General features: G+C 51.8%; 19 protein-coding genes. 9 read left to right on the top strand and 10 right to left on the bottom strand.

All coding sequences use genetic code 11. From position 1 onward, the window contains the following. Positions 1-140 precede the first annotated feature (140 nt). Entirely contained in the window at positions 141-1,337 is a 1,197-nt protein-coding gene (gene tyrS / locus ACEN2G_RS06780) for a tyrosine--tRNA ligase (protein ID WP_442020723.1), read from the top strand. 188 nt (positions 1,338-1,525) lie between these two features. On the opposite strand, the gene ACEN2G_RS06775 is transcribed toward tyrS, so the two are convergent. The 6 genes from ACEN2G_RS06775 to gltB all read right to left on the bottom strand — a co-directional run bounded on the left by ACEN2G_RS06775 (position 1,526) and on the right by gltB (position 11,283). Next, a complete protein-coding gene (locus ACEN2G_RS06775; protein ID WP_442020722.1) occupies positions 1,526-2,155 on the bottom strand; it encodes a trimeric intracellular cation channel family protein in 630 nt (209 codons plus the stop codon). A 68-nt stretch (positions 2,156-2,223) separates the two neighbouring features. Then, positions 2,224-3,099, bottom strand: a complete 876-nt coding sequence (locus ACEN2G_RS06770) for a cobalamin-binding protein (RefSeq protein WP_442020721.1) — start codon at positions 3,097-3,099, stop codon at positions 2,224-2,226. Between the two features lie 7 nt (positions 3,100-3,106). Continuing rightward, positions 3,107-4,036 (bottom strand): cobalamin biosynthesis protein, encoded by a 930-nt coding sequence (locus ACEN2G_RS06765; RefSeq protein ID WP_442020720.1) that lies wholly within the window; start codon positions 4,034-4,036, stop codon positions 3,107-3,109. Between the two features lie 12 nt (positions 4,037-4,048). Further along, complete coding sequence (mtnN, locus tag ACEN2G_RS06760; RefSeq protein WP_442020719.1) at positions 4,049-4,747, bottom strand: 5'-methylthioadenosine/S-adenosylhomocysteine nucleosidase; 699 nt, start codon at positions 4,745-4,747, stop codon at positions 4,049-4,051. Positions 4,748-5,397: 650 nt separating this feature from the next. Further along, the gene (locus ACEN2G_RS06755; protein ID WP_442020718.1) at positions 5,398-6,813 is read right to left on the bottom strand and encodes an FAD-dependent oxidoreductase; all 1,416 of its coding nucleotides are present in this window, start codon (positions 6,811-6,813) and stop codon (positions 5,398-5,400) included. 12 nt (positions 6,814-6,825) lie between these two features. Beyond that, positions 6,826-11,283, bottom strand: coding sequence for a glutamate synthase large subunit (gene gltB / locus ACEN2G_RS06750; RefSeq protein WP_442020717.1), 4,458 nt, complete (start codon positions 11,281-11,283; stop codon positions 6,826-6,828). A gap of 267 nt (positions 11,284-11,550) precedes the next feature. Between gltB and arcB the strand changes: the two genes are divergently transcribed. Then, entirely contained in the window at positions 11,551-13,947 is a 2,397-nt protein-coding gene (arcB, locus tag ACEN2G_RS06745) for an aerobic respiration two-component sensor histidine kinase ArcB (RefSeq protein WP_442020716.1), read from the top strand. Continuing rightward, positions 13,944-15,359 (top strand): dGTPase, encoded by a 1,416-nt coding sequence (gene dgt / locus ACEN2G_RS06740; protein WP_442020715.1) that lies wholly within the window; start codon positions 13,944-13,946, stop codon positions 15,357-15,359. The genes arcB and dgt overlap by 4 nt, the downstream gene beginning before the upstream one ends. A 56-nt stretch (positions 15,360-15,415) precedes the next feature. Here the strand turns inward: dgt and rfaH are convergent, their stop codons facing one another. The 4 genes from rfaH to metN form a co-directional block, all read right to left on the bottom strand. Next, entirely contained in the window at positions 15,416-15,925 is a 510-nt protein-coding gene (gene rfaH / locus ACEN2G_RS06735) for a transcription/translation regulatory transformer protein RfaH (protein WP_442020714.1), read from the bottom strand. Positions 15,926-16,048: 123 nt separating this feature from the next. Next, the gene (metQ, locus tag ACEN2G_RS06730) at positions 16,049-16,885 is read right to left on the bottom strand and encodes a methionine ABC transporter substrate-binding lipoprotein MetQ (protein ID WP_442020713.1); all 837 of its coding nucleotides are present in this window, start codon (positions 16,883-16,885) and stop codon (positions 16,049-16,051) included. A gap of 20 nt (positions 16,886-16,905) precedes the next feature. Then, positions 16,906-17,559: a methionine ABC transporter permease gene (locus tag ACEN2G_RS06725; RefSeq protein ID WP_442020712.1), complete on the bottom strand. Its 654-nt coding sequence runs from the start codon at positions 17,557-17,559 to the stop codon at positions 16,906-16,908. Next, on the bottom strand, positions 17,540-18,583 hold the full coding sequence (gene metN, locus ACEN2G_RS06720) for a methionine ABC transporter ATP-binding protein MetN (protein ID WP_442020711.1): 1,044 nt from the start codon (positions 18,581-18,583) through the stop codon (positions 17,540-17,542). The genes ACEN2G_RS06725 and metN overlap by 20 nt, the downstream gene beginning before the upstream one ends. Before the next feature lie 256 nt (positions 18,584-18,839). Between metN and ACEN2G_RS06715 the strand changes: the two genes are divergently transcribed. The 6 genes from ACEN2G_RS06715 to gmhB all read left to right on the top strand — a co-directional run bounded on the left by ACEN2G_RS06715 (position 18,840) and on the right by gmhB (position 25,565). Next, entirely contained in the window at positions 18,840-19,859 is a 1,020-nt protein-coding gene (locus ACEN2G_RS06715) for an ABC transporter permease subunit (protein ID WP_442020710.1), read from the top strand. Then, complete coding sequence (locus ACEN2G_RS06710; protein WP_442020709.1) at positions 19,852-20,958, top strand: ABC transporter permease; 1,107 nt, start codon at positions 19,852-19,854, stop codon at positions 20,956-20,958. The genes ACEN2G_RS06715 and ACEN2G_RS06710 overlap by 8 nt, the downstream gene beginning before the upstream one ends. 10 nt (positions 20,959-20,968) lie before the next feature. Next, positions 20,969-22,789 (top strand): extracellular solute-binding protein, encoded by a 1,821-nt coding sequence (locus tag ACEN2G_RS06705; RefSeq protein ID WP_442020708.1) that lies wholly within the window; start codon positions 20,969-20,971, stop codon positions 22,787-22,789. Then, the gene (locus ACEN2G_RS06700; RefSeq protein WP_442020707.1) at positions 22,789-23,811 is read left to right on the top strand and encodes an ABC transporter ATP-binding protein; all 1,023 of its coding nucleotides are present in this window, start codon (positions 22,789-22,791) and stop codon (positions 23,809-23,811) included. The genes ACEN2G_RS06705 and ACEN2G_RS06700 overlap by 1 nt, the downstream gene beginning before the upstream one ends. Continuing rightward, a complete protein-coding gene (locus ACEN2G_RS06695; RefSeq protein WP_442020706.1) occupies positions 23,808-24,917 on the top strand; it encodes an ABC transporter ATP-binding protein in 1,110 nt (369 codons plus the stop codon). The genes ACEN2G_RS06700 and ACEN2G_RS06695 overlap by 4 nt, the downstream gene beginning before the upstream one ends. A 90-nt stretch (positions 24,918-25,007) precedes the next feature. Then, positions 25,008-25,565 carry a D-glycero-beta-D-manno-heptose 1,7-bisphosphate 7-phosphatase gene (gene gmhB, locus ACEN2G_RS06690; RefSeq protein WP_442020705.1) on the top strand — a complete coding sequence of 186 codons (558 nt, stop codon included), beginning with the start codon at positions 25,008-25,010 and terminating at the stop codon, positions 25,563-25,565. The last annotated feature ends 246 nt before the right edge of the window (positions 25,566-25,811 follow it).

Here is a 25,811-nt window from a genome sequence, read left to right as displayed (position 1 = left end):
TTTCCAATTTATCTGCCATTCCAGTAATATGCTCGCCTTATTTTGTTTGGTTTGTCTACATAGCCATTTCGAACAGCGAGCGTCTTTGACTGGATGTTCAAAATCGCTATTTAGGTGCACAGCACAGGAGTAAAGTTGTCATGTCCGAGCTAGAAACGGCACTGGCGGAAATTAAGCGCGGTGTAGAAGAGATTTTGGTTGAAGAAGAGCTGGTGGCTAAGTTAAAGCTAGGTCGGCCGTTACGCGTTAAATTGGGCATGGATCCTACCGCTCCCGATATTCATTTAGGTCACACTGTGATCCTCAATAAACTGCGTCAGTTTCAAGACTTAGGTCATGACGTGTTATTGCTGATTGGCGATTTTACCGCCCAAGTGGGTGACCCTAGCGGTAAGAACAGCACCCGCCCGCCGCTGACGGCGGAGCAAGTGGCCGACAACGCTAAAACCTATGCCGAGCAAGCCTTTAAGGTGCTTGACGCCGATAAAACCCAAATCGTGTACAACTCCAGTTGGTTAGGCGAGTTGGGCGCCACCGGCATGATTAAATTGGCCTCTAAGTTGACGGTAGCGCGTATGTTAGAGCGCGACGACTTTAAGAAGCGCTACGCCGGTGGCCAGTCGATTGCCATTCATGAATTTATGTATCCCTTGTTACAAGGCTATGACTCGGTGGCATTAAAAGCCGACATTGAGCTGGGCGGCACCGACCAAAAGTTCAATCTCTTGATGGGCCGTGAGCTGCAAAAAGACGCGGGCCAGCCGGCACAAGTGGTGATTACCATGCCGTTGTTAGAAGGCCTAGACGGCGTGAAAAAAATGTCTAAGTCTGCGAATAACTACATAGGCGTGGATGAAGCGCCGAGCGAAATGTTCGGCAAAATCATGTCGCTGTCTGATGAAATCATGTGGCGCTACTTCGAGCTCTTATCTCGTTTGAGCTTGGATGAGATCGCCGGCCTCAAGCAACAAGTGGCCGAGGGCACCAACCCGCGCGACATTAAAATCTTGCTGGCCAAGGAAATCATCAGCCGTTATCACGACGCTGATGCCGCAGAACAGGCGCACCAAGACTTCGTGAATCGTTTTCAGAAGAACGCCATTCCTGATGATTTACCAGAAGTGACCCTAAGTGTGGAAGCGGAAGGTATGGCCATCGCTAATCTGTTGAAAGAGGCCGGTTTAGTGGCTTCCACCTCGGAAGCGCTGCGCATGATCAAACAAGGCGCGGTTAAGGTGGATGGCGATAAGCTGGAAGACGGTAAGTTGCTGGTGACTGCTGGTACAGCCGTGTATCAAGTGGGCAAGCGCAAGTTCGCTAAGGTGACCTTGGCTTGAGTGTGAGGAGTGAGGGGTAAATAGTGAGGAGTAACACACCGAATTTGTAGACGGAGATGTTATTCTTTTACGCCTAAGCACAAAAAAGGCCTCCTGATAAAGGAGGCCTTTTTACTTTGCGCCACAAATCTTGTTACACATCCTAATAGCGTGTTTAAAATTTCGCCTCACGCCTCACGCCTCACGCCTCAGCGATTCAACGAAAACGCGGGTAGCGACAGGTGCCAACGAATGGCGGCGATGCGCAAGATAAAGGTGCCTGACATGCCCAGTAAGGTGGCCAATAGCGGCGTGATACCCAGCGCTAAGGAGCCAGTGTAGAGTATGCCGCCCAAGATGCAGGCGGTGGCGTAAATTTCACGCTGCAACACCATGGGAATTTCGCGAGCTAACACATCGCGGATCATGCCGCCCGCCACGCCTGTGATCACGCCCATCACTACCGCCACCATGCCTGAAGTGCCGTGACTCAAGGCTTTTTCGGTGCCAATAATGGTAAAAATGGCTAAACCAAAGGCATCGGCTAGCGGCAATATATACCAAGGTAGGCGTCGAGGTAGTTTGGCTATGTATTGGCCTAATAAGGCGGTGGCTAAGATCACCCACAGGTATAAAGTATTTTCGGTCCAAAATACCTTATCGGCGCCGATAATAAGGTCGCGAATGGTACCGCCGCCGATGGCGGTTACGGCGGCCAGTACGATGACGCCAAAGCCGTCCATGCGCAAGCGCCCAGCCACCAGCACTCCGGAAAACGCGAACACAGCGGTGCCAAACAGATCACTCCAGTAAAACACCGACTCAACCAAGGGCTGCATTCACGGTTACCTTATAAAAAGAGTTAAAAAAACAGCGCTATTGTATAGAGGCGCCGAAATGAACTCAATTAGGAAGCGTGTGCGTGGCGCACTTTATCCATTTGCTCGCAAAGTTGGCGAATGCCTTGGGTGGTGCGGGTGGTAAAACGATGCATCAAGTTGGCATCCACCGTCAGTAATTGCCGATTGGCCACGGCTTGCAGCGCCGGCCATTGTTGCCAGTGGCGAAGCTCCGCATTATCTGCGGCCACTATCACGTCTGGATTTTGCGCCAACACTTGCTCGGCGTTCACTTGCGGGTAGGGCGCAAGGCTGTCTTCCATGATATTCACGCCACCACACAAGGTCACCGCTTGGCTCATCCAAGTACTGCCATTGGCAGACATAAGGGGCACTTCGGCGATTTGATAAAATACCGTCAGCGGCGTGCGGTCTTGATACTGGAGTTTCAGCTCACCCAGCTCTTGCTCATATTCTTTGATAACGACGCCAGCTTGTGCTTGATGGCCGGTTAACTCACCTAATTGCTCAAGCTCTGTGCTTAAATCCGCGAAAGTAGCAGGCGCCGAAAAAAACACCGACATACCTAACTGCACCAGCGGTTGCACCACTTGGCTCTGGGCCGAGCCCCAAGCCACAATCAAGTCTGGCGACAACGCCAAGATACGCTCGGTATTAAGCGACCTATAGTTGGCGACCTTGGGCAAGGTCTTGGCGGCGGCGGGATAATCGCTGGCATCGTCGATGGCGACCACTTGTCCACCGGCACCTATGGCAAACAGCAGTTCGGTAATGTGTGGCGCCAAGCTAATAATGCGTTGGGCAGGCTTGGTTTCGGGACTAAGGGCGGTAACTTGAGCCGTTGCGTTAGCCGCTGTGCAAAGTAATGCGGTGATAAAGAGCGAATAAAACCAAGCGGTTTTAGGCTTCATATTAATCGTCATGAGTCCATTAACCATTTAATAAAGGAATAAGCATTAAGGCCCAGGCGATCGATAACCAAAATAATAAGGCGATGACCAGTCGCCATAAAATAGCGCGGGTAGCGGCCTCATTAATATATAGCTGGCTGCCTAATTTAGGGTAGTAATCGGTGGCGTCCGTATAACGCCTCGGGCCCCCGAGTCCTACATTTACGCCTCCGGCCACCACGGCTAATAACCGACCACTGGCGGCAAACGCCCATAATCGGCCTTGAGGCCAAGCCTTAATGGCGCGTATTGATCCCGGATAAATCAGTAAACTGAACGCAAACATTTGAAAGGGTAGCCAAGCCAGCGTGCGATAAGCCAAGGAGGGAAACCAGCCAAAGGCGCGCCATGCCACTAGTTTATGGGGCCAAGCTTGCGCCGCGTAACGTAACACCCCAAACAGTAGTGCGGCGTAAATACCGGCTACTAAATACCAAACCAATAACGCAAAATCGGCAGCAAGGCGCAGTATTGTCACCTCGGCCAGCGTTTTATACAAACCTAAGGGCGACAAGGGGTCGGTTTGGCGCAAGCATAAAGGCGACAGCGCCAAGCGCGCTAAGGGTCTGTTATCTACGCTATTACGCATGCAAGTGGGTAGCGCTCGGCTGAGCCGCCCCATGTCCAAACAGCACCACAGTAATAACGGCTCGAGTAAATGTGGCCAAGGAGCTAACACCGCCAGCGCCCAATAAGTGGCGACCAGCGGCAGCAGCAAGCATAGCAGCGCGCCGCTGCCGGCCCGTTTGAGATAACGAGGGCTATAACGCTCGCCATTCAAGCGCTGACCCAGCAACTGCAGCCCTTGGGTTATTAGCTGTTGTACCCGAGTAGCGGGCAGTATTAGGCTGAGCACAACACCCAAGGTGAGCAAAATAACAGGCTGCTCAAGCAGCGACAGAGTTAGCATGGCTGCTGTGGCTTAGTTTGGCAAACGAGCGAGCATGGCTTGCACCATCAGGGATGAGTGCGCTGCCGCCACTTCTAAAAATGCCTCAAACGACTCGGCTTGTTCTTTACCGGCAATATCAGACAGCGCGCGCACGACCACAAAAGGTACGCCAAATTGATGGCAAACTTGGGCAATGCCTGCCGCTTCCATATCACAGGCTTTCATTAGCGGAAACTGAGTGACGGCCTTTTGCAGCTGATCTTCGCGGTGCATAAACTGATCACCGGTACAAATTAAGCCCACCGCTGAATTAATGTCATTCTGCTCGGCTAGGCAGGCTTCTGCCAAGGCGATCAGCGAGCTGTCTGCGATAAAAGCGGCGGGCTGTTGTGCCATCTGGCCCATCTCGTAACCGAAGGCGGTCACGTCTACGTCGTGAAAACGGACTTCACTGGACACAATAACGTCACCCACTTTAAGGTTGGGGTCAAAGCCACCCGCTGAGCCGGTGTTAATCACGGCCTTAGGTGAAAAGCGCTCCAGCAATAAGGTGGTCGCGACACTGGCCGCCACTTTGCCAATACCCGAGCGCGTAATCACTACATCTTGGCCTGATAGCGTGCCTTGATAAAATTCACAGCCCGCTACGGTAATGGTGTGGGTGTTCTCCAGCTTGGCACGAAGTACGGCAACTTCCTGCTCCATGGCGCCAATAATGCCGATAGTCATAAGGTTCTCTCGCAACGAAAATAATGGGGAGAGTTTATCACTATCTAAGCCGTTCGGCGTCACTGCGGCATAAAATATCGCCACCAGATGCTTATTGTCAGCTGCAATAGAGACCAAGTTTTAAAGAAAGTTTTTGCCACGAAATACACGGACATAGAGCAAGAATAAAGAGACATTTATATTTTCCTGATTACTTATGAACCTCAGCCATTATGTCCGATGTTTGGGTTTGTTTTTTCTCACTGCCCGGTTGGCTCCAAGGCCAAGGGGCTAGCACTTGTAGCAGCCCGTCTCTTTAATAAAGAGGACTTCGGCTGGCCAGCTCCGCTGGCTGTTTGTGAGGTTTAAGAATAAAACCAAAACCGTGCCGAAGTCCTCTTCGCCGAAGAGACGGGCACCTACAAGAGAGGAGACGGGCATCCCCCTGTAACTTATTGAATTCATTGATGCTGAATTAACTGAAATATGGCTGAGCTTTCTGGGTAATCAGGTATATTTTTAAGGTCTTACCAGCTCAAAGTTAGTTTTTTCATTTTCGCTTTCTGTGTCTTTCCGTGTATTCCGTGGCCAATAAGTCTTTAATCTGTCATCGCAAACTTGCTACAAAAAAGGCCGCTCGATGAGCGGCCTATCATTGCAGGAAAGCAAGCTTATACCCCGATATAGTCCAAGATGCCTTCGGCGGCTTTACGGCCTTCGGCGATGGCGGTGACCACCAAATCCGAACCCCGTACCGCGTCGCCGCCGGCGAAGATTTTGGCGTTGCTGGTTTGAAAGGCGAATTCGGCTTGCTCGGGGGCGACAATGCGGCCCGACTGATCGGCCTCTATGCCAAACTCCTGCAGCCAAGGTTGATCGTGGGGCTGAAACCCGAACGCCATAATCACCACATCGGCGGGCAGCACTTGCTCGGAGCCCGCGATGGCTTCTGGCCGGCGACGTCCCTTAGCATCGGGCTCGCCCAGCTGGGTGGACACCACCTCGACGCCGCTGACTTTGCCGTTGGCGTCAACCTGCACGCCAGTCGGCTGCAGGTTAAACATGAAGTTCACCCCTTCTTCGCGGGCGTTTTGCACCTCGCGGCGTGAGCCCGGCATATTGGCTTCGTCGCGGCGATAGGCACACAGCACATCAGCGGCACCTTGACGAATAGAGGTGCGTACACAGTCCATGGCGGTATCACCACCGCCCAGCACCACGACTTTCTTGCCGGCCATGTCGATGTAATCGGAGGCCTGCTTCTCGAAGCCCAGTACCCGATTGGCGTTGGAGATCAAAAATGGCAGCGCATCATAAACGCCTTCGGCATCTTCGTTGCTCAAGCCACCGCGCAGATACTTGTAGGTGCCTACCGCCAGAAACACCGCATCGTAATCCTCAAGCAACGACTGAAAACTGACGTCTTTGCCTACTTCGGTATTGAGGCAAAACTCTATGCCCATATCGGAGAAAATCTCACGGCGATTGCTCATCACCGACTTTTCCAGCTTGAAAGAGGGAATACCAAAGGTCAGCAAGCCGCCAATTTCCGGGTAACGGTCAAATACTACTGGGGTAACACCATTACGCGCCAGCACATCGGCACAAGCCAAGCCCGCCGGGCCCGCACCAATCACCGCCACCTTGCGATCGGTTTTTATTACCTTAGACATATCAGGGCGCCAGCCCAGCTCGAAGGCCTTGTCGGTAATGTATTTTTCGATATTACCGATAGTTACGGCACCAAATTCGTCGTTCAGCGTGCAAGCGCCTTCGCATAATCTGTCTTGCGGGCACACCCGGCCGCACACCTCGGGTAGGCTATTGGTTTGATGACACAAGTCAGCCGCCTCAAAGATGCGGCCCTCGTTGGCCAGTTTCAGCCAGTTGGGAATATAGTTGTGTACCGGACACTTCCATTCGCAGTAAGGGTTGCCGCAGTCTAGGCAGCGATCGGCCTGCATCTCGACCTGATTGTCGGAGAAGGGCTCGTAGATTTCCACAAACTCGATTTTACGGGTGCTGATCGGCTTCTTGGCCGGATCGACCCGTTGCACATCGATAAACTGAAATACGTTCTGACTCATCACACTCTTCCTTTACTGTGCATGGACACGCAGCTCTGCGCTGGAACGGCTTTGATGGCCCAACAAAGAAGTCACATCACTGGATTTTGGTTTAACCAACTTAAACTTGGGCAAGTATTGGCCGAAATCGGTGAGAATTTGCTGTGCTCTTTGGCTGCCCGTTTCTTGCAGGTGCTGGGTGATAATGCCGCGCAGGTGTTCTTGGTGGATCATCAAGTCACCCAGCTCCAGCAATTCCACCAGCTCGAAGTTGGTTTTCAGTTCGAAGTCGTTCGCCTCATCCAGTACATAGGCAAAGCCGCCTGTCATGCCGGCCGCAAAGTTAACGCCGGTGGAGCCCAGCACTGTCACTATGCCGCTGGTCATGTATTCGCAACCGTTGTCGCCCACGCCTTCTACCACGGCTAGGGTGCCGGAGTTGCGCACCGCGAATCGTTCACCGGCACGACCCGCCACGTATAAATGGCCACCTGTGGCGCCATACAGGCAGGTGTTGCCCACCAGTGTCGCTTCGTGCGAGGCAAACGCCACGCCCACATGAGACTTGATCACCAGCTTGCCGCCTGTCATGCCCTTGCCGACGTAATCATTGGCATCGCCGGTGAGTATCATCTCCAGACCTCCGGCGTTCCAGACCCCGAAGCTTTGGCCAGCGGTGCCATCCAGATGGATACGAATTGGGTCTGCCGCCATGCCTTGGTTGCCGTGACGCCGAGCGATTTCGCCAGACAAACGGGAGCCCACCGAGCGGTCGGTATTGCGAATCGAGTAATAGAAGTCGCCACCGCTGCTGTTTTCCACCGCACTCAGGGTGTCTTGAGTGATCTTTAGGTTAAGCTCGCCCTTGTCGACGTTGGGGTTGGCTGCCTGACAGAAGACGCCCAGCCCCGGCTTGGGTTGAGGTTTGGCAATGATGTCAGACAAGTCCAGTTTCTGCTGCTTGGCGGTCAGGCCGGGCAGTATTTCCAGCAAATCGGTGCGCCCGATGAGATCTGTCAGCTGGGCCACACCCAATTGAGCCATCAGCTGGCGGGTTTCTTCGGCGATAAACTTAAAGTAGTTTTCTACCATCTCGGGCAGGCCAAGGAAGTGATCGCGGCGCAGTTTTTCATCCTGAGTGGCCACGCCGGTGGCGCAGTTATTCAGGTGGCAAATACGCAGATACTTGCAGCCTAAGGCCACCATGGGGCCAGTACCAAAGCCGAAGCTCTCGGCACCCAGAATGGCTGCCTTAACGATATCCAAACCGGTTTTCAGGCCGCCGTCTACCTGTAGTCGTATCTTGTGGCGCAGGCCGTTAGCCACCAACGCCTGTTGAGTTTCGGCCAATCCTAACTCCCAAGGGGAGCCGGCATACTTAACCGAAGACAGCGGGCTGGCGCCCGTGCCGCCATCGTAACCCGAGATAGTAATCAGATCCGCATAGGCCTTGGCTACCCCTGTGGCGATAGTGCCGACCCCAGGCTCGGACACCAGCTTGACCGAGACTAAACAGTTGGGATTAATTTGCTTAATATCGAAGATCAGCTGGGCCAAATCCTCGATAGAATAAATATCGTGGTGCGGCGGCGGTGAAATCAGCGTTACCCCAGGTACCGCATAGCGCAACTTGGCGATCTCAGCCGTCACCTTGTGACCGGGCAACTGGCCGCCTTCACCGGGCTTGGCACCTTGGGCTATTTTGATCTGAATCACTTCGGCGTTCATCAAGTAGTGGGGCGTGACCCCAAAGCGACCGGAAGCCACCTGTTTTATCTTGGAGTTCTTCAAGCTATTAAAACGCCGCGCGTCTTCACCGCCTTCGCCGGAATTACTCTTGCCGCCGAGGCGGTTCATGGCGATGGCCAATGACTCATGGGCTTCTGGGCCTAAGGCACCTATGGACATAGCCGCACTGTCGAAGCGGGGAAAAAGCTCACTGGCTGGCTCTACTTGATCCAGCGGTATGCCCGAGCCATTTACTTTAAGCGCGAGCAAGTCACGCAGCGTGGCCACCGGGCGCTCATTTACCAGCTTGGCGTACAGCTGGTAGTCTTGGTAATTGCCGGAACGCACCGCAGTTTGTAGAGTGGTGACCACATCTGGGTTATAGCTGTGGTATTCGCCGTCGTGCACATACTTGAGTAGCCCACCTTGATTAAGGGGCTTGCGATCGATCCAAGCGACTCGGCTCAGGTTGAATAAATCTTGCTGAAAGTCTTCGAAAGAAGCCCCTTGCACGCGACTGGAAACCCCCTTGAAGCACAGATTAATCACTTCCTGATGCAGGCCTATGGCTTCAAATAGTTGCGAGTAGCGGTAAGAGGCGATGGTGCTGATGCCCATCTTGGACATCACCTTGTACAGGCCCTTATTGATGGCGTTGCGAAAATTAAGCAGCGCCTCACGCAGCGGCATTTTGAGCACGCCGTCTTCCACCATGCGCGCCAGCGTTTCATAGGCCAAATAGGGATAGATGGCGGTGACGCCAAACCCAAGCAACACCGCAAACTGATGGGGGTCTCGGGTGCTGGCGGTTTCCACTATGATGTTGGAGTCGCAGCGCAGGTTGTGTTCGACCAAGGTGCGCTGTACCGCACCGGCGGCCATGGCAGCTGGAATGGGTAGTCGGTCTTTACTGATATGACGGTCGCTCAGCACCAGCAATACGCTACCATTTTCAACGGCGTCTTTGGCATCGTCACACAAGCGGGTAATGGCCGCTTGCAGGCCCTCTATTGGATCGAAGTTCAGATCCAGCACAGTGTGTTTATGGTGGGTTTGATCCAAATTCATCAGCTGATGAAAATCGGAATACAGCAAAATGGGTGATTCAAACTGCACCCTATGAGCGTGACCATGGGTTTCGTTAAATACGTTTTGCTCGCGACCGATAAGGGTGGTCAGCGACATAACGTGATTTTCCCGCAACGAGTCGATAGGCGGGTTGGTTACTTGGGCAAACATTTGGCGGAAATAATCATAAAGGGAGCGCGGCTTGCTAGACAGCACCGCCATGGGAGTATCGTCACCCATGGAGCCCACAGCTTCTTGGCCGTTTTCACCCATTACTCGGATCACCTGCTCTAAATCTTCTATCGAGTAGCCAAACAGCTTCTGATAAGTGCGCAGGGTATCGGTGTCCAGCTCGCTTTGGCCGGCCAGATCGTCGGGTAAATCCTCGAAGCGGGTGAGGCGGCGCTTGTGCTTGGTCATCCACTCTTGATAAGGATGGCGACACTTAAGGTCGTCATCAATCTCGAAGCTGGTCCAAATCTTGCCCTTAGCGGTGTCGACTACGAATAATTCGCCGGGGCCGACACGGCCTTTTTCGATGACTTCATCTGGGGTGTAATCCCAGATGCCGATTTCTGAGGCGAGCGTAATAAAGCCGTCTTTGGTACGCACAAAACGCGCAGGACGCAGGCCGTTACGGTCTAGGGCACAGGCGGCGAAGCGACCGTCAGACATCACTATGCCGGCGGGGCCATCCCAAGGCTCCATATGCATGGAGTTAAAATCGTAGAAGGCGCGCAAGTCTTGATCCATGGCGGTATTCTTCTGCCAAGCGGGCGGGATCAGCATGCGCATGGCGCGGAACAAGTCCATACCGCCGGCCAGAAACAGCTCCAACATGTTGTCGAGACTGGAGGAGTCGGAGCCGTCTGTGTTAACGAAAGGCGCCGCTTCTTTGAGATCTGGCAATAATGGCGAGCCAAATTTGTAAGCGCGTGCCTGAGCCCAGCGCCGATTACCGCCTATGGTATTGATTTCGCCGTTATGGGCCAGAAAACGGAACGGCTGAGCCAGCGGCCAGCGCGGTTGGGTATTGGTGGAAAAACGCTGGTGGAATACACAAATTGCCGATTGCAGGCGAATGTCTGCCAAGTCCAGATAGAAGCGCGGCAAATCCGCGGGCATGCACAGGCCCTTGTAGGTCATCACCAAATTAGACAGGCTGACCACATAGAAGTACTCGTCATTAATGCGTTTTTCAATCCGCCGGCGCATGATGTAGAGTCGACGTTCAATGTCTTTTTCTACCCAACCGGTGGGCGCATTAATAAATACCTGCTCGATACGGGGCAGTGAGGCCATGGCTATTTCGCCCAACACCTGAGTATTAATCGGCACCTCTCGCCAGCCCACCAAGCTCAGGGTTTCTTTTTCCAGTTCTTCATTAACGATGCGCCGACATTGCTCGGCCAGCACTGGGTCTGGATTAAGAAACATCATGCCCACCGCATATTTACGGCCGAGCTGCCAATTTTTGTCTTTGGCAATGGCGTGAAAGAAGCTATCGGGCTTTTGCATTAACAGGCCGCAACCGTCACCGGTTTTACCATCGGCGGCGATACCGCCGCGGTGCTGCATGCGATCGAGCGCCGAAATGGCCAGCCGAACCAGCTTATGGCTGGCATCACCCTCTATATGGGCGATCAGGCCAAAACCACAGTTATCCTTCTCAAGCGTGGGGTCATAAAGAGGCATTTCCATTTCTCCATTACTGCACTAAGACGAGCGCACTATTACATTCAAGCACTATGTGGGTGAGGTAGCATGCCTTTTTTGTCGCTTATCCAATATAGTATTTTTTATGTGACAGCAATATCAGAATCATGGGCATCATCACATGTTTTTCACTCTGATCGGCGCTTGCGGGTGCTTATTTAAGGTAAAGAAGGTGAGCTATCACGGCATGACAGTTTAGGGTTAAGTCGGTATCCTGCGCTTATACCTCATGGATGGAAAAGAGTGATGAAACCCATAAAAACTTGGGCCCAGTATTACGTCGATTTGATGACCAAATTAGGCATAGTGCGTTTTAGTATGCTGTTGGCCACCTGTATTATCTTTCTGGCAATTTTTATCCAAGTAGGCGTGACGCTATTTTTGCGCGGTAACGTGGAGTCGGTGGACTTAGTACGCTCGGTATTTTTTGGGTTATTGGTTACGCCTTGGGCCGTGTATTTTTTATCTGTGGTGGTGGATCAGCTTGAAGACTCACGCCAGCGCTTGAGTCGCTTGGTGCAACGACTGCAACAGATGCGCGAGCGCGATTTAGAGCTCAACAATGAGCTACAAGAGAAAATCGAACTGCTGAATTGCCAAATAGAAGAAACCCACAAGGCGGAAACTGGCCGCGATCAGGCAATAGAAGATTTAGAAGCGGAAGTCTATCAGCGCGAAAAGGCACAAATGGAGTCTCAAGAGCGTATGGCCTTGCTGCGCTCCTTTATCGATACCTCGCCAGACTTAGTGTATTACCGCAACGAGCGCGAACAGTTCTCGGGTTGTAACCGCGCCATGGAAAACCTACTGGGCAAGCAAGAAAAAGAGCTGATCGGCTTAACGCCCTATGATGTGTATCCTGCGGATGTGGCCGAAAAAGTGGTCGAAACCGATAAGGAAGTGTTTGCCCGCAATGAAAGCCAAACCTATGAGCAATGGCTGCAATATCCTGAGGGTCGCCGTGCCTGCTTTGAATTGCGCAAGGTGCCGTTTTTTGACCGCAATGGTAAACGCTTAGGATTATTAGGCTTTGGCCGGGATATTACCGAGCGTAAGCGTTATCAAGAAGAATTAGAGAAAGCCAGTCGCGATAAAACCACCTTTATCTCTACCATCAGCCACGAATTGCGCACTCCCTTAAACGGCATAGTGGGTTTAAGCCGTATTTTGCTGGCCACCAAGCTAGACAAAGCACAGCACCAGCATATGAAAACCATTCACTTTAGTGCCGTCACCTTGGGTAATATTTTTAACGATATTATTGATTTAGATAAAATTGATCGCAGCCGTTTGGAGCTGGCGCCTGAGCCCATGGACTTTCCCGGCTTCTTAGACGATTTAGAAAGCTTGGCCCGCTTGCAGGCCGAGCAAAAAGGCCTGTATTTACACTTTGATCGCGATGGCGATATTCCCGACTGGATCATGGCCGATGGTACCCGCCTGCGCCAAGTGTTGTGGAACTTGGTCGGCAATGCGGTGAAGTTTACCGATGAGGGCGGCGTGACCATTCGTTGCATGGCCGATGAGCTGATGGTAGGCGAGATAACCTTACGCTTCGATATTGAAGACACCGGCATCGGTATTCCGCTAGGCCTGCAAGAGCAAATATTTGCCCTCTACTTTCAGGTAGAAGGCGATAAATATGCCACAGGTACCGGCATTGGTTTGGCGGTGTCTAAGCAGTTGGTGGAAGCCATGCGCGGCACCATTGAACTCGACAGTGAACCCAATGAGGGCTCCTGTTTTAGCATCACCATTAAGGTACCCAGAAGTGTGGCGCCGGTTGATGACCCAGTAGTGGCGCACCTGCCTTGTTTGTCTATGCTGCTGGTAGAGGACGTAGAGCTAAACGTCACTGTGGCCTGTGCGCTGTTAGAAAAGCTGGGTCATCAAGTCACGGTCGCCCGCGACGGTAAAGAAGCTTTTGCCTGCTTGGCGCAGCAAAGCTTTGATCTGGTGTTTTTAGATATTCAACTGCCGGACATGACAGGCTTTGATATAGCGGCGCGACTGCGCCAAGAAGCGAGCGAGCAAGGGTACAGCTTGCCGCCATTGGTGGCGCTCACCGCCAACTTGATAAGCGACAAGCAAGAATATCTGGCCAAGGGCATGGACGATGCCATTAGTAAGCCCTTGTCTTCTAAGGCCATTAAAGGTGTATTGGCGCGCTTTTTTGCCCATAAGCCCAGAGTCAGTAGCCGTGCTCGCCTGTTGGCTGCCACGTCTACGCCGCTCATGATAGACGCGCCGACCACAGCCGCGCCGCCTTTAGAGCCTGCAATTAATCATGATGAAAGCATTATATTGAATAGCGTATTTCTTAACGATTATGTAGATACGGTCGGCGCCAATATCTTGTTGTCGAGTGTGGATATGCTGGATGATATGGCGGTTGATTACCTCTGCAAACTCAATGAGTTTATGGCGGCGAAAGCGCAAGACCAAATTGTGGAAGAGGCGCACAAGATCAAAGGTGCGGCGGGCTCTGTGGGCTTAAAGCGTATTCAGCAATTGGCACAACTGATCCAGAGCCCTGAGCACCCAGATTGGTGGCAAGAAGTCCCTCGTTGGACGCAGCAATTAAACCAGCATCTACCCGGCGATTTGGCCGTATTGCGCCATTGGCTTGAGAGCCGCGTATGAGTGATTACCAAGATTTTATCTTAAGTGACCGCCAACAAAGCTTGCCTGATGCTCTGTCTGAGACGAAACCAGATACCAAACCAGTGGCGAAAAAAGAGACGGCTTTAAGCGCTATAGAAGCGGATCGCAGTCGTATCGTGCAATGCTCGCCGGTGCGCCGCTTGCAACAAAAAACACAGGTGTTTCCGCTGGACGTAAAAGCCTCGGTGCGCAGCCGCTTAACGCATTCGCTGGAGGTGAAAGAAATCGGCCGACAACTTGCGCTGTTAGTGTTGGCAGGCAATGAAGAGGTGATCGATAAACAAGCCTTTGTTAGCCTAGTGGAGATGGCCTGTTTGCTGCACGACGTGGGCAATCCGCCCTTTGGCCATTTTGGCGAAGTGGTGATGATTGACTGGTTGCGCACCCGCTTGCCGAGTTTATTTTCGCAAGCCCTAGGCCAAGGCTCTCGGCAATGGCCGATGTTACTGGCGGACTTACAGCAGTTTGAGGGTAACGCCCAAAGTTTGCGCTTGTTGCACAGTGTACAGAGTTTAAATTTAACCTTGAGTCAGCTGGCGGCCTTGCAAAAGTACGTGCGTGGCGGCTATCAGCGCCAAGGCCAAGCTCAAGAAGGAAAAAAGCGGCCTTGGCAACAAAAGCCCGGTCATTACTTTAGTGAGCGCCCGCTGGTACAAGAGATCAGGGCGCTATTTCCCAGTACTAGGCGGGGGCGCTATCCGCTAACGTTTTTAATGGAAGCCGCCGATGACATGGCCTACGGCGTGGCAGATTTGGAAGATGCGGTTGACCGCGGCGTGCTCAGTATAGTGGAGCTGGAGCAGGCGATTTTGCGTGACGGCAATGCGTATCTGCAAGACTGCTGGCACCAAGCGCTAGCCGCCGAACCGGGCTTTTTCGCTCGTTTTCGCCAACTGTTGAATGATGATTTATTAGTGCTAGTGAGCGAGCAATATCTTGCGCATCAGGCGGCTATCTTGGCTGGCAGCCATGATCAACCCTTGCTCGCAGTAGAGCAGGCGCCGGCTCAGGCGTTGCAGTGGTTGAAAGACTTTGCGCAGCGCGAGGTGTTTAAGCATCGTGAGGTGGAAGCATTAGAATTAGCGGGCTTTGCCGCACTGAAAGGTATTTTGGGTGCGTTTGCGCCCTTGCTGGCCTTACCGGAGTCTGAATTTACTAGCTTAGAAAGACGCCAAGATGCAGAAGGACTGTTACTGCGCCGTTTATACCACAGGCTGCCACCGCGCCATTTAGCGGCGTATAAAAGAGACAGCCAACATGCGCCTTTGTTTGAACAGGCGCATGAGCGTGAGTGGTATTTTAGAGTCCGCCTATTACTGGACTTCGTGAGCGGCATGACAGATACCTACGTGCTCGAAGAGTATCGGCTCTTGTGTGGTTTTCAGGGCTAGAACGTGGTGTTTAGGGTTAGTGTGGTTTTAAGGTTAGCTGTTTTATGCCTTCCTGTTCACTGACTCTTAGCTACCCGAGAAAACTCTTCGACACCAAAGCTGGTGGAGGTTTCTTTCTGCAATAGAGTCAACAGCAAGATGGCGCGCATTTCGCCGTCGGCTTCGAGATAAATCGCTTCTAGGCCGGCAAAGGGGCCTTGTTCTATCCGCACCGTCTCGCCCTTTAGCGGCACATCGCTTAACTGCTCTCTGAGCGCATCGCTGTCGCAATGGGCCATCAAGTCATACACCAATTCGCTCGGTACTACGCTTGGGCCTCCGCCAAAACGCACTAAGCTGCGCACTCCTCGGGTGGAGCCTATGGTAGTGGAGCTGACAAGTTCAAGGTCGGCATGCACGAAAATATAACCTGGAAATAAGGCCTCGGTGCGAGTCACTAACTTGTTGCGCACGCGCTTTTTTACCTCGGCGTAAGGGTAAAAAGCGTCTATATCCTGATTATTTAAGTTCTGTAAGGCGCGATCTTCTTCTCGGGGGCGACACTGCGCCAAATACCACTTTTGCATACTAGGCCCCTATCAACATTACGTGAGCATTATTATGACAGCACAATGAAAAAAGGCCACGGCAAGCCGTGACCTTTCGTCGAGTGAAGAGTTGATTACCAGCCCTTAACTACTTATTTTTAACTACCAGCCTTTGACCACGCCGCCTTTAAACAGCTCTTTCGCTGCTTCATAGACTTCATCGCTTTGATAAGCCTTAACGAAGGTCTGTACGCGCGCATCTTCTTGGTTGTCTTTGCGTGCCACAATTAAGTTGGTGTAAGGGGAGTCTTTGTCTTCCACAAACAAACCATCACGCTCTGGTAGCAAATCGAGCTGTGAGGCGTAAGTGGTGTTGATGATGGCAAAGGCCACGTCATCTAAAGAGCGCGGCAATTGTGGTGCTTCTAGCTCGATAATGTTCAGATTTTTTGGGTTCGCAGTAATGTTTAATGGGGTGGCTTCGAGGCCGGCCGCATCATCCACTTCAATCAGGCCTTGCTGTTCTAATAACAGTAAGCTGCGACCTAAGTTAGTAGGATCGTTAGGCACGGCTATCTTGGCACCCTCTTCTAACTCGTCCAATGACTTGATGACTTTAGAATAAGCGGCAATGGGGTAGACGAAAGTTTTACCTACTTGCACTAACTCATAACCGCGGTCGGCAATTTGTTTGTCGAGGTAAGGCTGATGTTGGAAGGCATTAAGATCTAAGCTGCCATCGCTTAACGCCACGTTTGGCGTTACATAATCGCTGAAAGAAACCAGCTCCACGTCCAGATTGTATTTTTCTTTGGCGACTTTGGCGGCCACTTCGGCCACTTGCTCTTCGGCACCGGCAATCACGCCTATGCGTAGGGGTTTAATGGCAGCGGCAGGTTCAGCGGCGGCGGTTTCTTTGGGTGCTTGATCGCAGGCGCTCAGTGCGAGCGCCGACGCTAAGACGCTGACGGTGGTTAATGCTGAAAAACTAAACTTCATAGCCTAAATTCCTTGTTTAATTAACGATGATCTACATAAGTAACCAGACGATCGCCGGCGCTTTGAATAACTTGTACTAATACGACCAAAATCAAGATAACCAACAGCATCACTTGCAAGTCGAAGCGCTGATAGCCGTAGCGAATACCCACATCGCCTAAGCCTCCGCCACCTACCACACCGGCCATGGCCGAGTAATTCACCAGTGTCACCAGTGTAATAATCACGCCGTTGAGCATGCTGGGCAGGGCTTCGGGCAGCAAGACTTTGCTAATGATCTGCATCCGCGTCGCCCCCATGGCCTGCGCCGCTTCTGTGAGTCCGGCCGGCACTTCCATCAGTGCGCCTTCCATCAATCTGGCGACAAATGGAATGGCTGCCACCGTAAGCGGTACCACGGCGGCCAGAGTACCAATACTGCTACCGACAATGAAGCGGGTAAAAGGAATAATGGCCACTAATAAAATGATAAAGGGAATGGAGCGGCCGATATTTACCACAGCTCCCAGAAACCAGTTAAGGGTGGCGTGTTGCCAAATTTGGCCGGGCTTACTCACGTGCAGAGCCACACCTAGGGGAATGCCAAACAAACAGGCGAGCGCCCCCGAGCCAAAGGTCATCAGCAAGGTTTCCCAAAACGCGGATAACAACAAATTAATCATGGCGTCGGACATAACCTAATACCTCTACTTGGATCTTATGGTCTTGCAGGTAAGCCAATGCGGCCTGTGTTTGAGCAGGCTCGCCTTCGAGCTCCGCCAGCATAAAGCCAAACTTAACGCCGCCTGCATATTCCATGTCGGCACTTAAGATGCTGACATCCACACCCAGCTCACGGCTTAAAATAGAAATCAGCGGGCTATCGACGGTTTCGCCACTAAAGCCAAGGCGCACCAAAGGCAAACTGTCGGCGCAGGGCTCGGCCTGTAAGCGAGTTTGATAATCTTCCGGAATGCTCAAATTAGTGGTGGAAGCAATAAAACGGCGTGCCAGTTCTGTTTTCGCATTAGCAAAAAACCAAGCCACTTCGCCTTGTTCGATTAGCTCGCCGTCACTAATGATCGCCACCCGGTCACAGATGGTTTTGACCACCTGCATCTCGTGGGTGATCAGCAGTATGGTGAGACCAAGCTTGCGATTTAAGTCTTTAAGCAGTGCCAAAATTGATTGCGTCGTATTAGGGTCCAGCGCCGAGGTGGCCTCATCACATAACAACACATTAGGCTTAGGCGCCAAGGCGCGGGCGATGGCGACCCTTTGCTTTTGTCCGCCCGACAGCGCATTAGGATAAGCGTTAGCTCTGTGGCTTAAGCCTACTAACTCTAATAGCTCCGCCACTCTGACTTTAATTTGCGCTTTATTCATGCCGGCCAGCTCGAGCGGCAAGGCGACGTTGGCCGCTACGGTACGGGACGACAACAAGTTAAAATGCTGAAATATCATGCCGATTTTGCGTCGTGCCGCCGGTAACTGATGTTCTTGCAGCTGGGTTAAATCTTGGCCGTCGACTAAGATTTGGCCACTGGTGGGGCTTTCTAACATATTCACGCAGCGGATCAGCGTGCTCTTACCCGCGCCCGACTCGCCGATTACGCCCATAATTTGGCCGGCGCTCACTGCTAGGTTAATGTTTCGCACCGCATGCACGGCCTGTTTGCCGTCGCCGTAGCGTTTACTGATATTGATTAGCTTGATCATCAATGGATGAGCCTTTGCGGTAAGGTTTTCACTATTTTAACAGAACACAATTTTAACATAATACAATAGTGACAAGTCACAAAAGTATGACCAATAACGGCTGATGCTAAGCCGTCTAGATGTCTGAGTCAATGCAAAATACACTCTGTTTATTATAAGGTGAAGCCCGTCTCTTTCTTGCTTAGCGAGGCTCAGGTAGGCTAGGGTGCTCACAGCGTTATTTCCACGCTTTCAGGGAAAGAATTTAAGGAAAACAATGGCTCAGTATTTTTTGCGGCGCTTATTGCTGCTGATCCCGACTTTTTTGGGGATCACCCTAGTGGTGTTTGCCATTACCCGTTTCGTGCCGGGCGGCCCCGTCGAGCGCATGTTGATGGAAAGTCAAATGCAAAGCAGCGAGTTTAGCCAAAGCTCGCGTGGCAGCCAGATGCTCTCGGCGGAACAAATTGATGAGCTAAAAGCCTTCTATGGCCTAGATAAGCCGGTGTTCGAAGCCTATCGCGATTGGCTAACTAAGTTGGTGCAATTAGACTTGGGCGAGTCGAGCCGTTATTTTTTGCCGGTGTGGGAGCTGATTAAAGAGCGCCTTCCGGTGTCCGCCTTCTTTGGCATCTGTACTTTTATCCTCAGTTATCTGATCTCTATCCCGCTTGGCATCCTCAAGGCGCTGAAACATAACAGCCGCTTTGATAGCATCAGCTCTATGCTGATCTACGCCGGCTATGCACTGCCCGCTTATGTGGTGGGCATTTTCTTGCTCACGATTTTTGCTTTTCAGTTGGGCTGGTTTCCCATGGGCGGCTTCGTAGGCGATGACTTCTACTACTTAGAAGGTTTCTGGCCTAAGGCGCTGAACTTGTTTCATCACGCCTTCTTGCCGTTAATCGCTTATGCCATTGGTGACTTTGCGGTGCTGACCATGACCATGAAAAACAGCCTGATGGAAAATCTGTCGGCGGATTATGTACGCACCGCCGTCGCTAAGGGCTTGCCGTTTCATAAGGCCGTCACCCGCCATGCGCTGCGCAACAGCATGATCCCCATCGCCAGCCATTTTGGTAACGTGATTTCGGTATTTTTCGCCGGCTCTTTCTTAATCGAGGTGATCTTTAATATCGACGGCCTTGGCTTGCTAGGTTACGAGGCAATAGTAGAGCGCGACTATCCGGTGGTGATGGGCATCTTGGCGGTCACCTCCTTGATGATGTTAGTGGGTAATATTTTATCGGATATCTGCGTGGCGATGGTAGATCCTAGGGTGCGCTTCGATGGCTAATTTCTTCTCAGACGTTACGGTAAAAAAATGGCGCCGCTTTCGCGGTATTCGTCGTGGTTATTACGCCTTTTGTTTATTTATGTTGATGGTCGTGCTGGCGGTCACCGCCGAGCTGTGGGCCAGCAATCGCGCTTTAATCGTTAACTATGAAGGCCAGCTGTATTTCCCCAGTTACGGAGAGGTGATCACCGGCAACACCTTTGGTTTAGGCTATCAATACGAAACTAACTATCGCGAGCTCAAAGCCCTGTTTGCCGAACAAGCGAGCGCAGAACAAGCCAATCCAGAACTCACAAATGCAGACTTAGGCCAAAGCAGCCAATCAAATAACTGGGTGTTATTGCCCGTTGTGCCTTGGAGCCCCTATGAGCAAGATTACAGTGCCAGCGGTTATCCGCCCACGGCACCCAGCGCGGCGCAGGGCCATTATCTAGGCACAGATAGCTCGGGCCGGGATATTTTAGCGCGACTGGTATATGGCTTTCGCACCGCTGTGGGTTTTGCCTTTATCGCACTCACCGCCAGCTACGTAATTGGCGTGCTGTTAGGTTGCGCCATGGGTTTTGTGGGGGGCAAGTTTGACTTGTTCTTTCAGCGCTTTATTGAAGTTTGGTCTCAGGTGCCGTTCTTGTATGTGATCATGATCTTGGTGTCGCTAACCCAGCCTAATTTTATGCTGTTTGTGGGAATTAACGTCTTGTTCGGTTGGATGGGCATTACTTGGTATATGCGCACCCTTACTTATCGTGAAAAAGTGCGCGACTATGTGTTGGCGGCCCGCGCTCAAGGAGCAGGGCTATGGCGGATTATCGTGCACCATATATTGCCCAATACTTTAGTGATGATAGTGACGCTGGCGCCTTTTACTGTGGTCGCCAATATTTCATTGCTCACGGCACTTGATTATTTGGGCTTTGGTTTAGCACCGCCCACGCCCAGTTGGGGTGAGTTATTGCGCCAAGGGGTAAATCATTTAGATGCGCCTTGGATTGTGGGCTCTGTGGTCACGGCTGTGTCTTTGGTGCTGATTACCGTATCTTTTATTGGCGAGGCGATCCGTGAAGCCTTGGATCCCAAACATTTTTCTCGTTATGAATAGGCAGGGAAGCATGAAAAAATTATTCAAAAAGTTAGGTGGCTGGTTACTGGCCTTAGGGCTAGTGGCCAACATCAATGTCAGTGCGGCCGAGCTACCCAGCGGGCTGGATTGGCAGACTAATAATGACGATCCTGTCTTTGCCTCTCCTGAGGCCAAGCGTGGCGGTGTGTTTAATTTAAGCTTGATGAGCTTCCCGCTGACCTTTCGCACCGTAGGGCCCGACTCCAATACCGCGTTTCGCTCTTTTATCTTAGAAAATCAGTTAGGGCTATATTCGCTACATCCCGTCACCCAAAATCCCATTCCCGGCTTGGCCACTCATTGGGCCTTTGGCGACGATAATAAAACCATGTACTTCAAGCTCAATCCCGCCGCGCGCTGGTCTGATGGTAAGCCGGTCACCAGTAGCGATTTCTTATTTGCCATCGAGATGATGCGCTCCGAGGTGATCCGCGCCCCTTGGTATAACAACTATTTCAGCGAAGAGATTGTCGATGTCACGGCCTTCGATGAATACACAATTTCGGTGACCGCGGGCAGCGAAAAAAGTCAGCGTGAGTTACTCAATACCGTGGGCTTAACGCCAGAGCCAAAACATTTTTATACGCTCACCGACGATTGGGTGCGCAGCTACAACTGGGCGCAAGCCCCAGTAACCGGTGCTTACGTGATGGACGATGTAAAACGCGGCCGCTCTATTAGCTTTAAGCGCCTCGATGACTGGTGGGGCAATAGCTTGAAGTATTATCGGCACCGTTTTAACCCCGATGTGATCCGCTTAACCGTGATCCGCGATCTTAATATCTCTTATCGGCATTTTTTGCGTGGCGACATCGACACCTTTGGTCTGATTTTGCCGGAATGGTGGCACGATAAAACCGATACCCCAGAATACAAACAAGGCTTAATTAACCGCATTTGGTTTTATAACGACATGCCTCAAGGCGCCCAAGGTTTTCACCTCAACACTGCCCATCCCCGTTTAAGCGATCAGCGTGTGCGCGAAGGCATGGCGCATGCTCTGAATATGCAACGCATGCTGGACACCATATTGCGCGGTGATTACGAGCGCATGCATACCTTTGGTACCGGTTACGATGCCTTTACCGATGCGGGCATTCATGCTCGCGATTACGACATTAAACGCGCCCGTGAGCTGTTTGCCGAAGCGGGATATGACCAACAAGGGCCTGGAGGCTTTTTACGTAATCAAGCGGGTGATGTGTTGAGCTTAGCTGTCACCTACACCACCCAAGAGCACACGCCTCGCCTCGCCATATTGCGCGAAGAAGCCCGTAAAGCCGGACTCGACTTGCAGCTTAATTTGGTGGATGGGGCCAGTGGTTTCAAAGTCATGCTGGAGAAAAAGCATGAAGCGGCGTGGCTAGGTTGGGCGGGCGGTGGCTTGTATCCCCAATATTGGGAGTTTTTCCACTCGGCTAACGCCAATATTCCACAAACCAATAACCTGTTTAATATTGCCGATGCAGAGCTTGATCGGTTAATCGAGCAATATCGAGTGACCATGGACTTGGATGCTAAAGCCGCTATATCGCAGCAAATTCAACGCCGCGTGCATGAGTTGGCGATTTTTATTCCCGGCTACCAAGTGCCTTATACCCGTGAAGCTTATTGGCGCTATATACGTTTGCCCGAGGTCAAAGGCAGCCGCCATTCGCCATCGCTGTTTTGGCCTATGGAAGGTACCACTTACAGCACGGGTGGCTTGTTCTGGATAGATGAAGATCTTAAAAAAGAAGTGAAAGCCGGCAAGGCGCGCTTTGAACCCGTGCTGGAGATAGATGAAACTTGGCGGCATAAGGAGCAGTAATGGAGGCCCTGTCACAGGTTACAAAAACGGAGCCTTCGCTTTCGGATCCGCTACTACAAGTTGAACATCTGGCTGTGAGCTTCACCACCGAACAAGGTGAGTTTCGGGTGGTAGACGATGTGAGCTTTAGCTTATTGGCCGGCCAAACCCTCGGTCTGGTGGGTGAGTCTGGTTGTGGCAAGAGCGTCACCGCCTTGAGCTTGTTAGGGCTGCTGCCTAAGCCGGCGGGGCAGGTGGTGGGAGGTCAGGCGCTGTTTCAAGGGCAGGACCTCTTAACCTTAACTTGTGATAAGCGTTATCAAGTACGCGGCAATAAAATTGCCATGATTTTTCAAGAGCCGATGACGGCGCTCAATCCGGTGCACACAGTGGGCCGTCAGTTGATGGAGGTCTATCAACTGCACAGGCCTGAAATGAGCAAACGCGAGCAACAGCAAGCGGCCACGGACATGCTGCAACAGGTGGGTATCCCAGAAGCTAAAGCGCGACTCAAAGCCTACCCTCATCAGCTATCGGGTGGCATGCGCCAAAGAGTGATGATTGCCATGGCGCTGGCTTGTGAGCCGGACTTATTAATTTGTGACGAGCCGACAACGGCATTGGATGTCACCATACAAGCGCAAATTCTGCATTTGATTAAAGCCTTGCAGCAGAGAAATGGCATGGCGGTGTTATTTATTACCCATGACTTAGGCGTAGTGGCGCAAATTTGTGACCAAGTATTAGTTATGTATGCGGGGCGCAGCGCCGAGCAAGCGCCGGTATTGCGCTTATATGAGAGCCCAGCCCACCCTTATACCCAAGGCTTGTTGGCGTCTATTCCTCGGCTAAACCAACCCAGTAAAACCGTGTTGGCCACCATTCCCGGCCAAGTGCCCAGCCTAGAAGAGCAGGTGAGTGGTTGTCGCTTTGCTAATCGCTGCCTATATCAAACCGACATTTGCCAACAGCAACCCAGTGTGGAGCAAGTAGCGGAAACGCATACGGTGTGGTGTCATCATTGGCGGGAGTTAGCCTTATGACTAAGGGCATAAGCATCGAGCAGGTGCAGGAAGCCGCCCCAGAGTTGAACGCATCAAAATCAGCCGCGCCTCTCTTGCAACTAGAAAACTTGGCGCAACATTTCACGCTGGGTGGTGGTTTATTACGCCGTGGCCAAACCCTGTATGCGGTCGATGGCGTCAGCTTTACCTTGGCCGCCGGCAAAACCCTTGGGCTGGTGGGCGAGTCTGGGTGTGGTAAGTCGACGCTGGCCCGCTCCTTACTCAAATTACAGCAGCCAAGCTCTGGCCGCATTTATTTCAATGGTAAAGATATTACTGACTATTCGGCTCGGCAAATGCGCCCATTACGCCAGCAAATGCAGCTGGTATTTCAAGACCCTCAAGAATCCCTAAATAGTCGTCATACCATAGCGACTATTTTACAGGAGCCTTTTGTTATTCACGGGCTCGGCACAGCCAAAGAGCGTCAAGCGTGGGCGGGCGAGTTATTGCAGCGAGTTGGCTTACCAATTTCGGCGCTTAATCGTTATCCCCATGAGTTTTCTGGCGGCCAACGACAACGTATCGGTATCGCGCGCGCCATGGCGCTGAAGCCGAAATTGCTGGTGTGTGATGAAGCAGTGTCCGCGTTAGACGTGTCGGTACAATCGCAGATTTTGAATTTATTGCTATCGCTGCAGCAAGAATACCAACTGGCGATTTTGTTTATTGCCCACAATCTTTCGGTAGTTAAGCACATCTCGGATCATATCGCCGTCATGTATCTGGGCCGCATTATTGAGCTGGCGCCTAGTGATGCCTTATACGCCCAAGCCTTGCATCCTTATACTCAAGCGCTGCTGGCCGCGATCCCAGAGCCGGATCCCAGACGGCGCAAGGCACCTTTGATGCTACAAGGCGAGCCGCCGTCACCGGCCAATCCGCCTTCGGGCTGTCATTTTCGTACTCGCTGCCCTTATGCAGGCGAGCGCTGTATCAATGAAGTGCCGCTCTTGCTGCCAGCAGAACCGACTCTTGGCGCAGAACCCTTGTTAAACACAGAGCAAGCTGGTGGCGAAGCCCATCACGTCGCCTGTCACTTTTACCGAGAAATCATGAGTGGTGAACGCTTACCTCAGAATTAGGTGGCTGTGATATTATGGCTCTCTTATATAGAGACTGTTGTCCCAGACATTTCTACACTCTTTTCCAACACCACTTAATAGGAAGTACCCGTGAGCAGAGCAGCAATTTTTCTCGACCGAGATGGCGTTATCAATCAAGACGGCGGCTATGTGTCCACTAGAGATAACTTTGTCTTCATTGAAGGCGTGATCGGCGCCATGAAGCAGCTAAAAGCAAAAGGCTATCAGCTAGTAGTGGTGACCAACCAATCTGGTATTGCGCGGGGCCTGTTCAGTGAAAATGATTTTATTCGTTTAACTGAATGGATGGATTGGTCACTTGCGGATCAAGATGTGGATCTCGACGGTATTTACTTTTGCCCTCATCACCCGACAGAGGGCAACACGGCTAACACTCAAGCCTGCCAATGCCGTAAACCTGCACCTGGTATGTTTTTAGAAGCCATTGCCGATCTGGATATAGATGCCAGCGTTTCCTATATGGTGGGCGATAAGGTTTCTGACCTGCAAGCCGCCCAAGCCGCAGGTGTAACTAACTTAGTATTAGTGCGTACCGGTAAAGAAATCACGACAGAAGGTGAGGCTATGGCGGGCGCCGTGTATCCGTCCTTGGTCGAATTTGCAGAAAAACTCCCCACATTGGTGTGATCTAGCGCATATTGCTCAAATGCTGACCGCTTGAGCGGCTTTTGCTAAAAAAGCCCTTGCGCTAAAACGAGAGCTCCCTATAATGCGCACCACTGACACGGGGCAAGGCGCTCACGGTCACAAGGGTTTGAGAAAACGAAATTTATTTTGAAACAAGCACTTGACGAACACTACGGATTGCGTAGAATACGCATCCCGACCTGAGACACGGTCACGCTCTTTAACAATTTATCAAGCAAACTGTGT

The sequence above is a fragment of the Oceanisphaera sp. W20_SRM_FM3 genome, assembly GCF_052119705.1.
Classification (GTDB): domain Bacteria; phylum Pseudomonadota; class Gammaproteobacteria; order Enterobacterales; family Aeromonadaceae; genus Oceanimonas.
This window is presented reverse-complemented; position numbering and strand designations above follow the sequence as displayed.

Excerpts from the sequence above, each read along its gene's own strand:
- tyrS (WP_442020723.1), top strand. The coding sequence starts at position 141 with ATGTCCGAGCTAGAAACGGCACTGGCGGAAATTAAGCGCGGTGTAGAA.
- ACEN2G_RS06775 (WP_442020722.1), bottom strand. The coding sequence starts at position 2,155 with ATGCAGCCCTTGGTTGAGTCGGTGTTTTACTGGAGTGATCTGTTTGGC.
- ACEN2G_RS06770 (WP_442020721.1), bottom strand. The coding sequence starts at position 3,099 with ATGACGATTAATATGAAGCCTAAAACCGCTTGGTTTTATTCGCTCTTT.
- ACEN2G_RS06765 (WP_442020720.1), bottom strand. The coding sequence starts at position 4,036 with ATGCTAACTCTGTCGCTGCTTGAGCAGCCTGTTATTTTGCTCACCTTG.
- mtnN (WP_442020719.1), bottom strand. The coding sequence starts at position 4,747 with ATGACTATCGGCATTATTGGCGCCATGGAGCAGGAAGTTGCCGTACTT.
- ACEN2G_RS06755 (WP_442020718.1), bottom strand. The coding sequence starts at position 6,813 with ATGAGTCAGAACGTATTTCAGTTTATCGATGTGCAACGGGTCGATCCG.
- gltB (WP_442020717.1), bottom strand. The coding sequence starts at position 11,283 with ATGCCTCTTTATGACCCCACGCTTGAGAAGGATAACTGTGGTTTTGGC.
- arcB (WP_442020716.1), top strand. The coding sequence starts at position 11,551 with ATGAAACCCATAAAAACTTGGGCCCAGTATTACGTCGATTTGATGACC.
- dgt (WP_442020715.1), top strand. The coding sequence starts at position 13,944 with ATGAGTGATTACCAAGATTTTATCTTAAGTGACCGCCAACAAAGCTTG.
- rfaH (WP_442020714.1), bottom strand. The coding sequence starts at position 15,925 with ATGCAAAAGTGGTATTTGGCGCAGTGTCGCCCCCGAGAAGAAGATCGC.
- metQ (WP_442020713.1), bottom strand. The coding sequence starts at position 16,885 with ATGAAGTTTAGTTTTTCAGCATTAACCACCGTCAGCGTCTTAGCGTCG.
- ACEN2G_RS06725 (WP_442020712.1), bottom strand. The coding sequence starts at position 17,559 with ATGTCCGACGCCATGATTAATTTGTTGTTATCCGCGTTTTGGGAAACC.
- metN (WP_442020711.1), bottom strand. The coding sequence starts at position 18,583 with ATGATCAAGCTAATCAATATCAGTAAACGCTACGGCGACGGCAAACAG.
- ACEN2G_RS06715 (WP_442020710.1), top strand. The coding sequence starts at position 18,840 with ATGGCTCAGTATTTTTTGCGGCGCTTATTGCTGCTGATCCCGACTTTT.
- ACEN2G_RS06710 (WP_442020709.1), top strand. The coding sequence starts at position 19,852 with ATGGCTAATTTCTTCTCAGACGTTACGGTAAAAAAATGGCGCCGCTTT.
- ACEN2G_RS06705 (WP_442020708.1), top strand. The coding sequence starts at position 20,969 with ATGAAAAAATTATTCAAAAAGTTAGGTGGCTGGTTACTGGCCTTAGGG.
- ACEN2G_RS06700 (WP_442020707.1), top strand. The coding sequence starts at position 22,789 with ATGGAGGCCCTGTCACAGGTTACAAAAACGGAGCCTTCGCTTTCGGAT.
- ACEN2G_RS06695 (WP_442020706.1), top strand. The coding sequence starts at position 23,808 with ATGACTAAGGGCATAAGCATCGAGCAGGTGCAGGAAGCCGCCCCAGAG.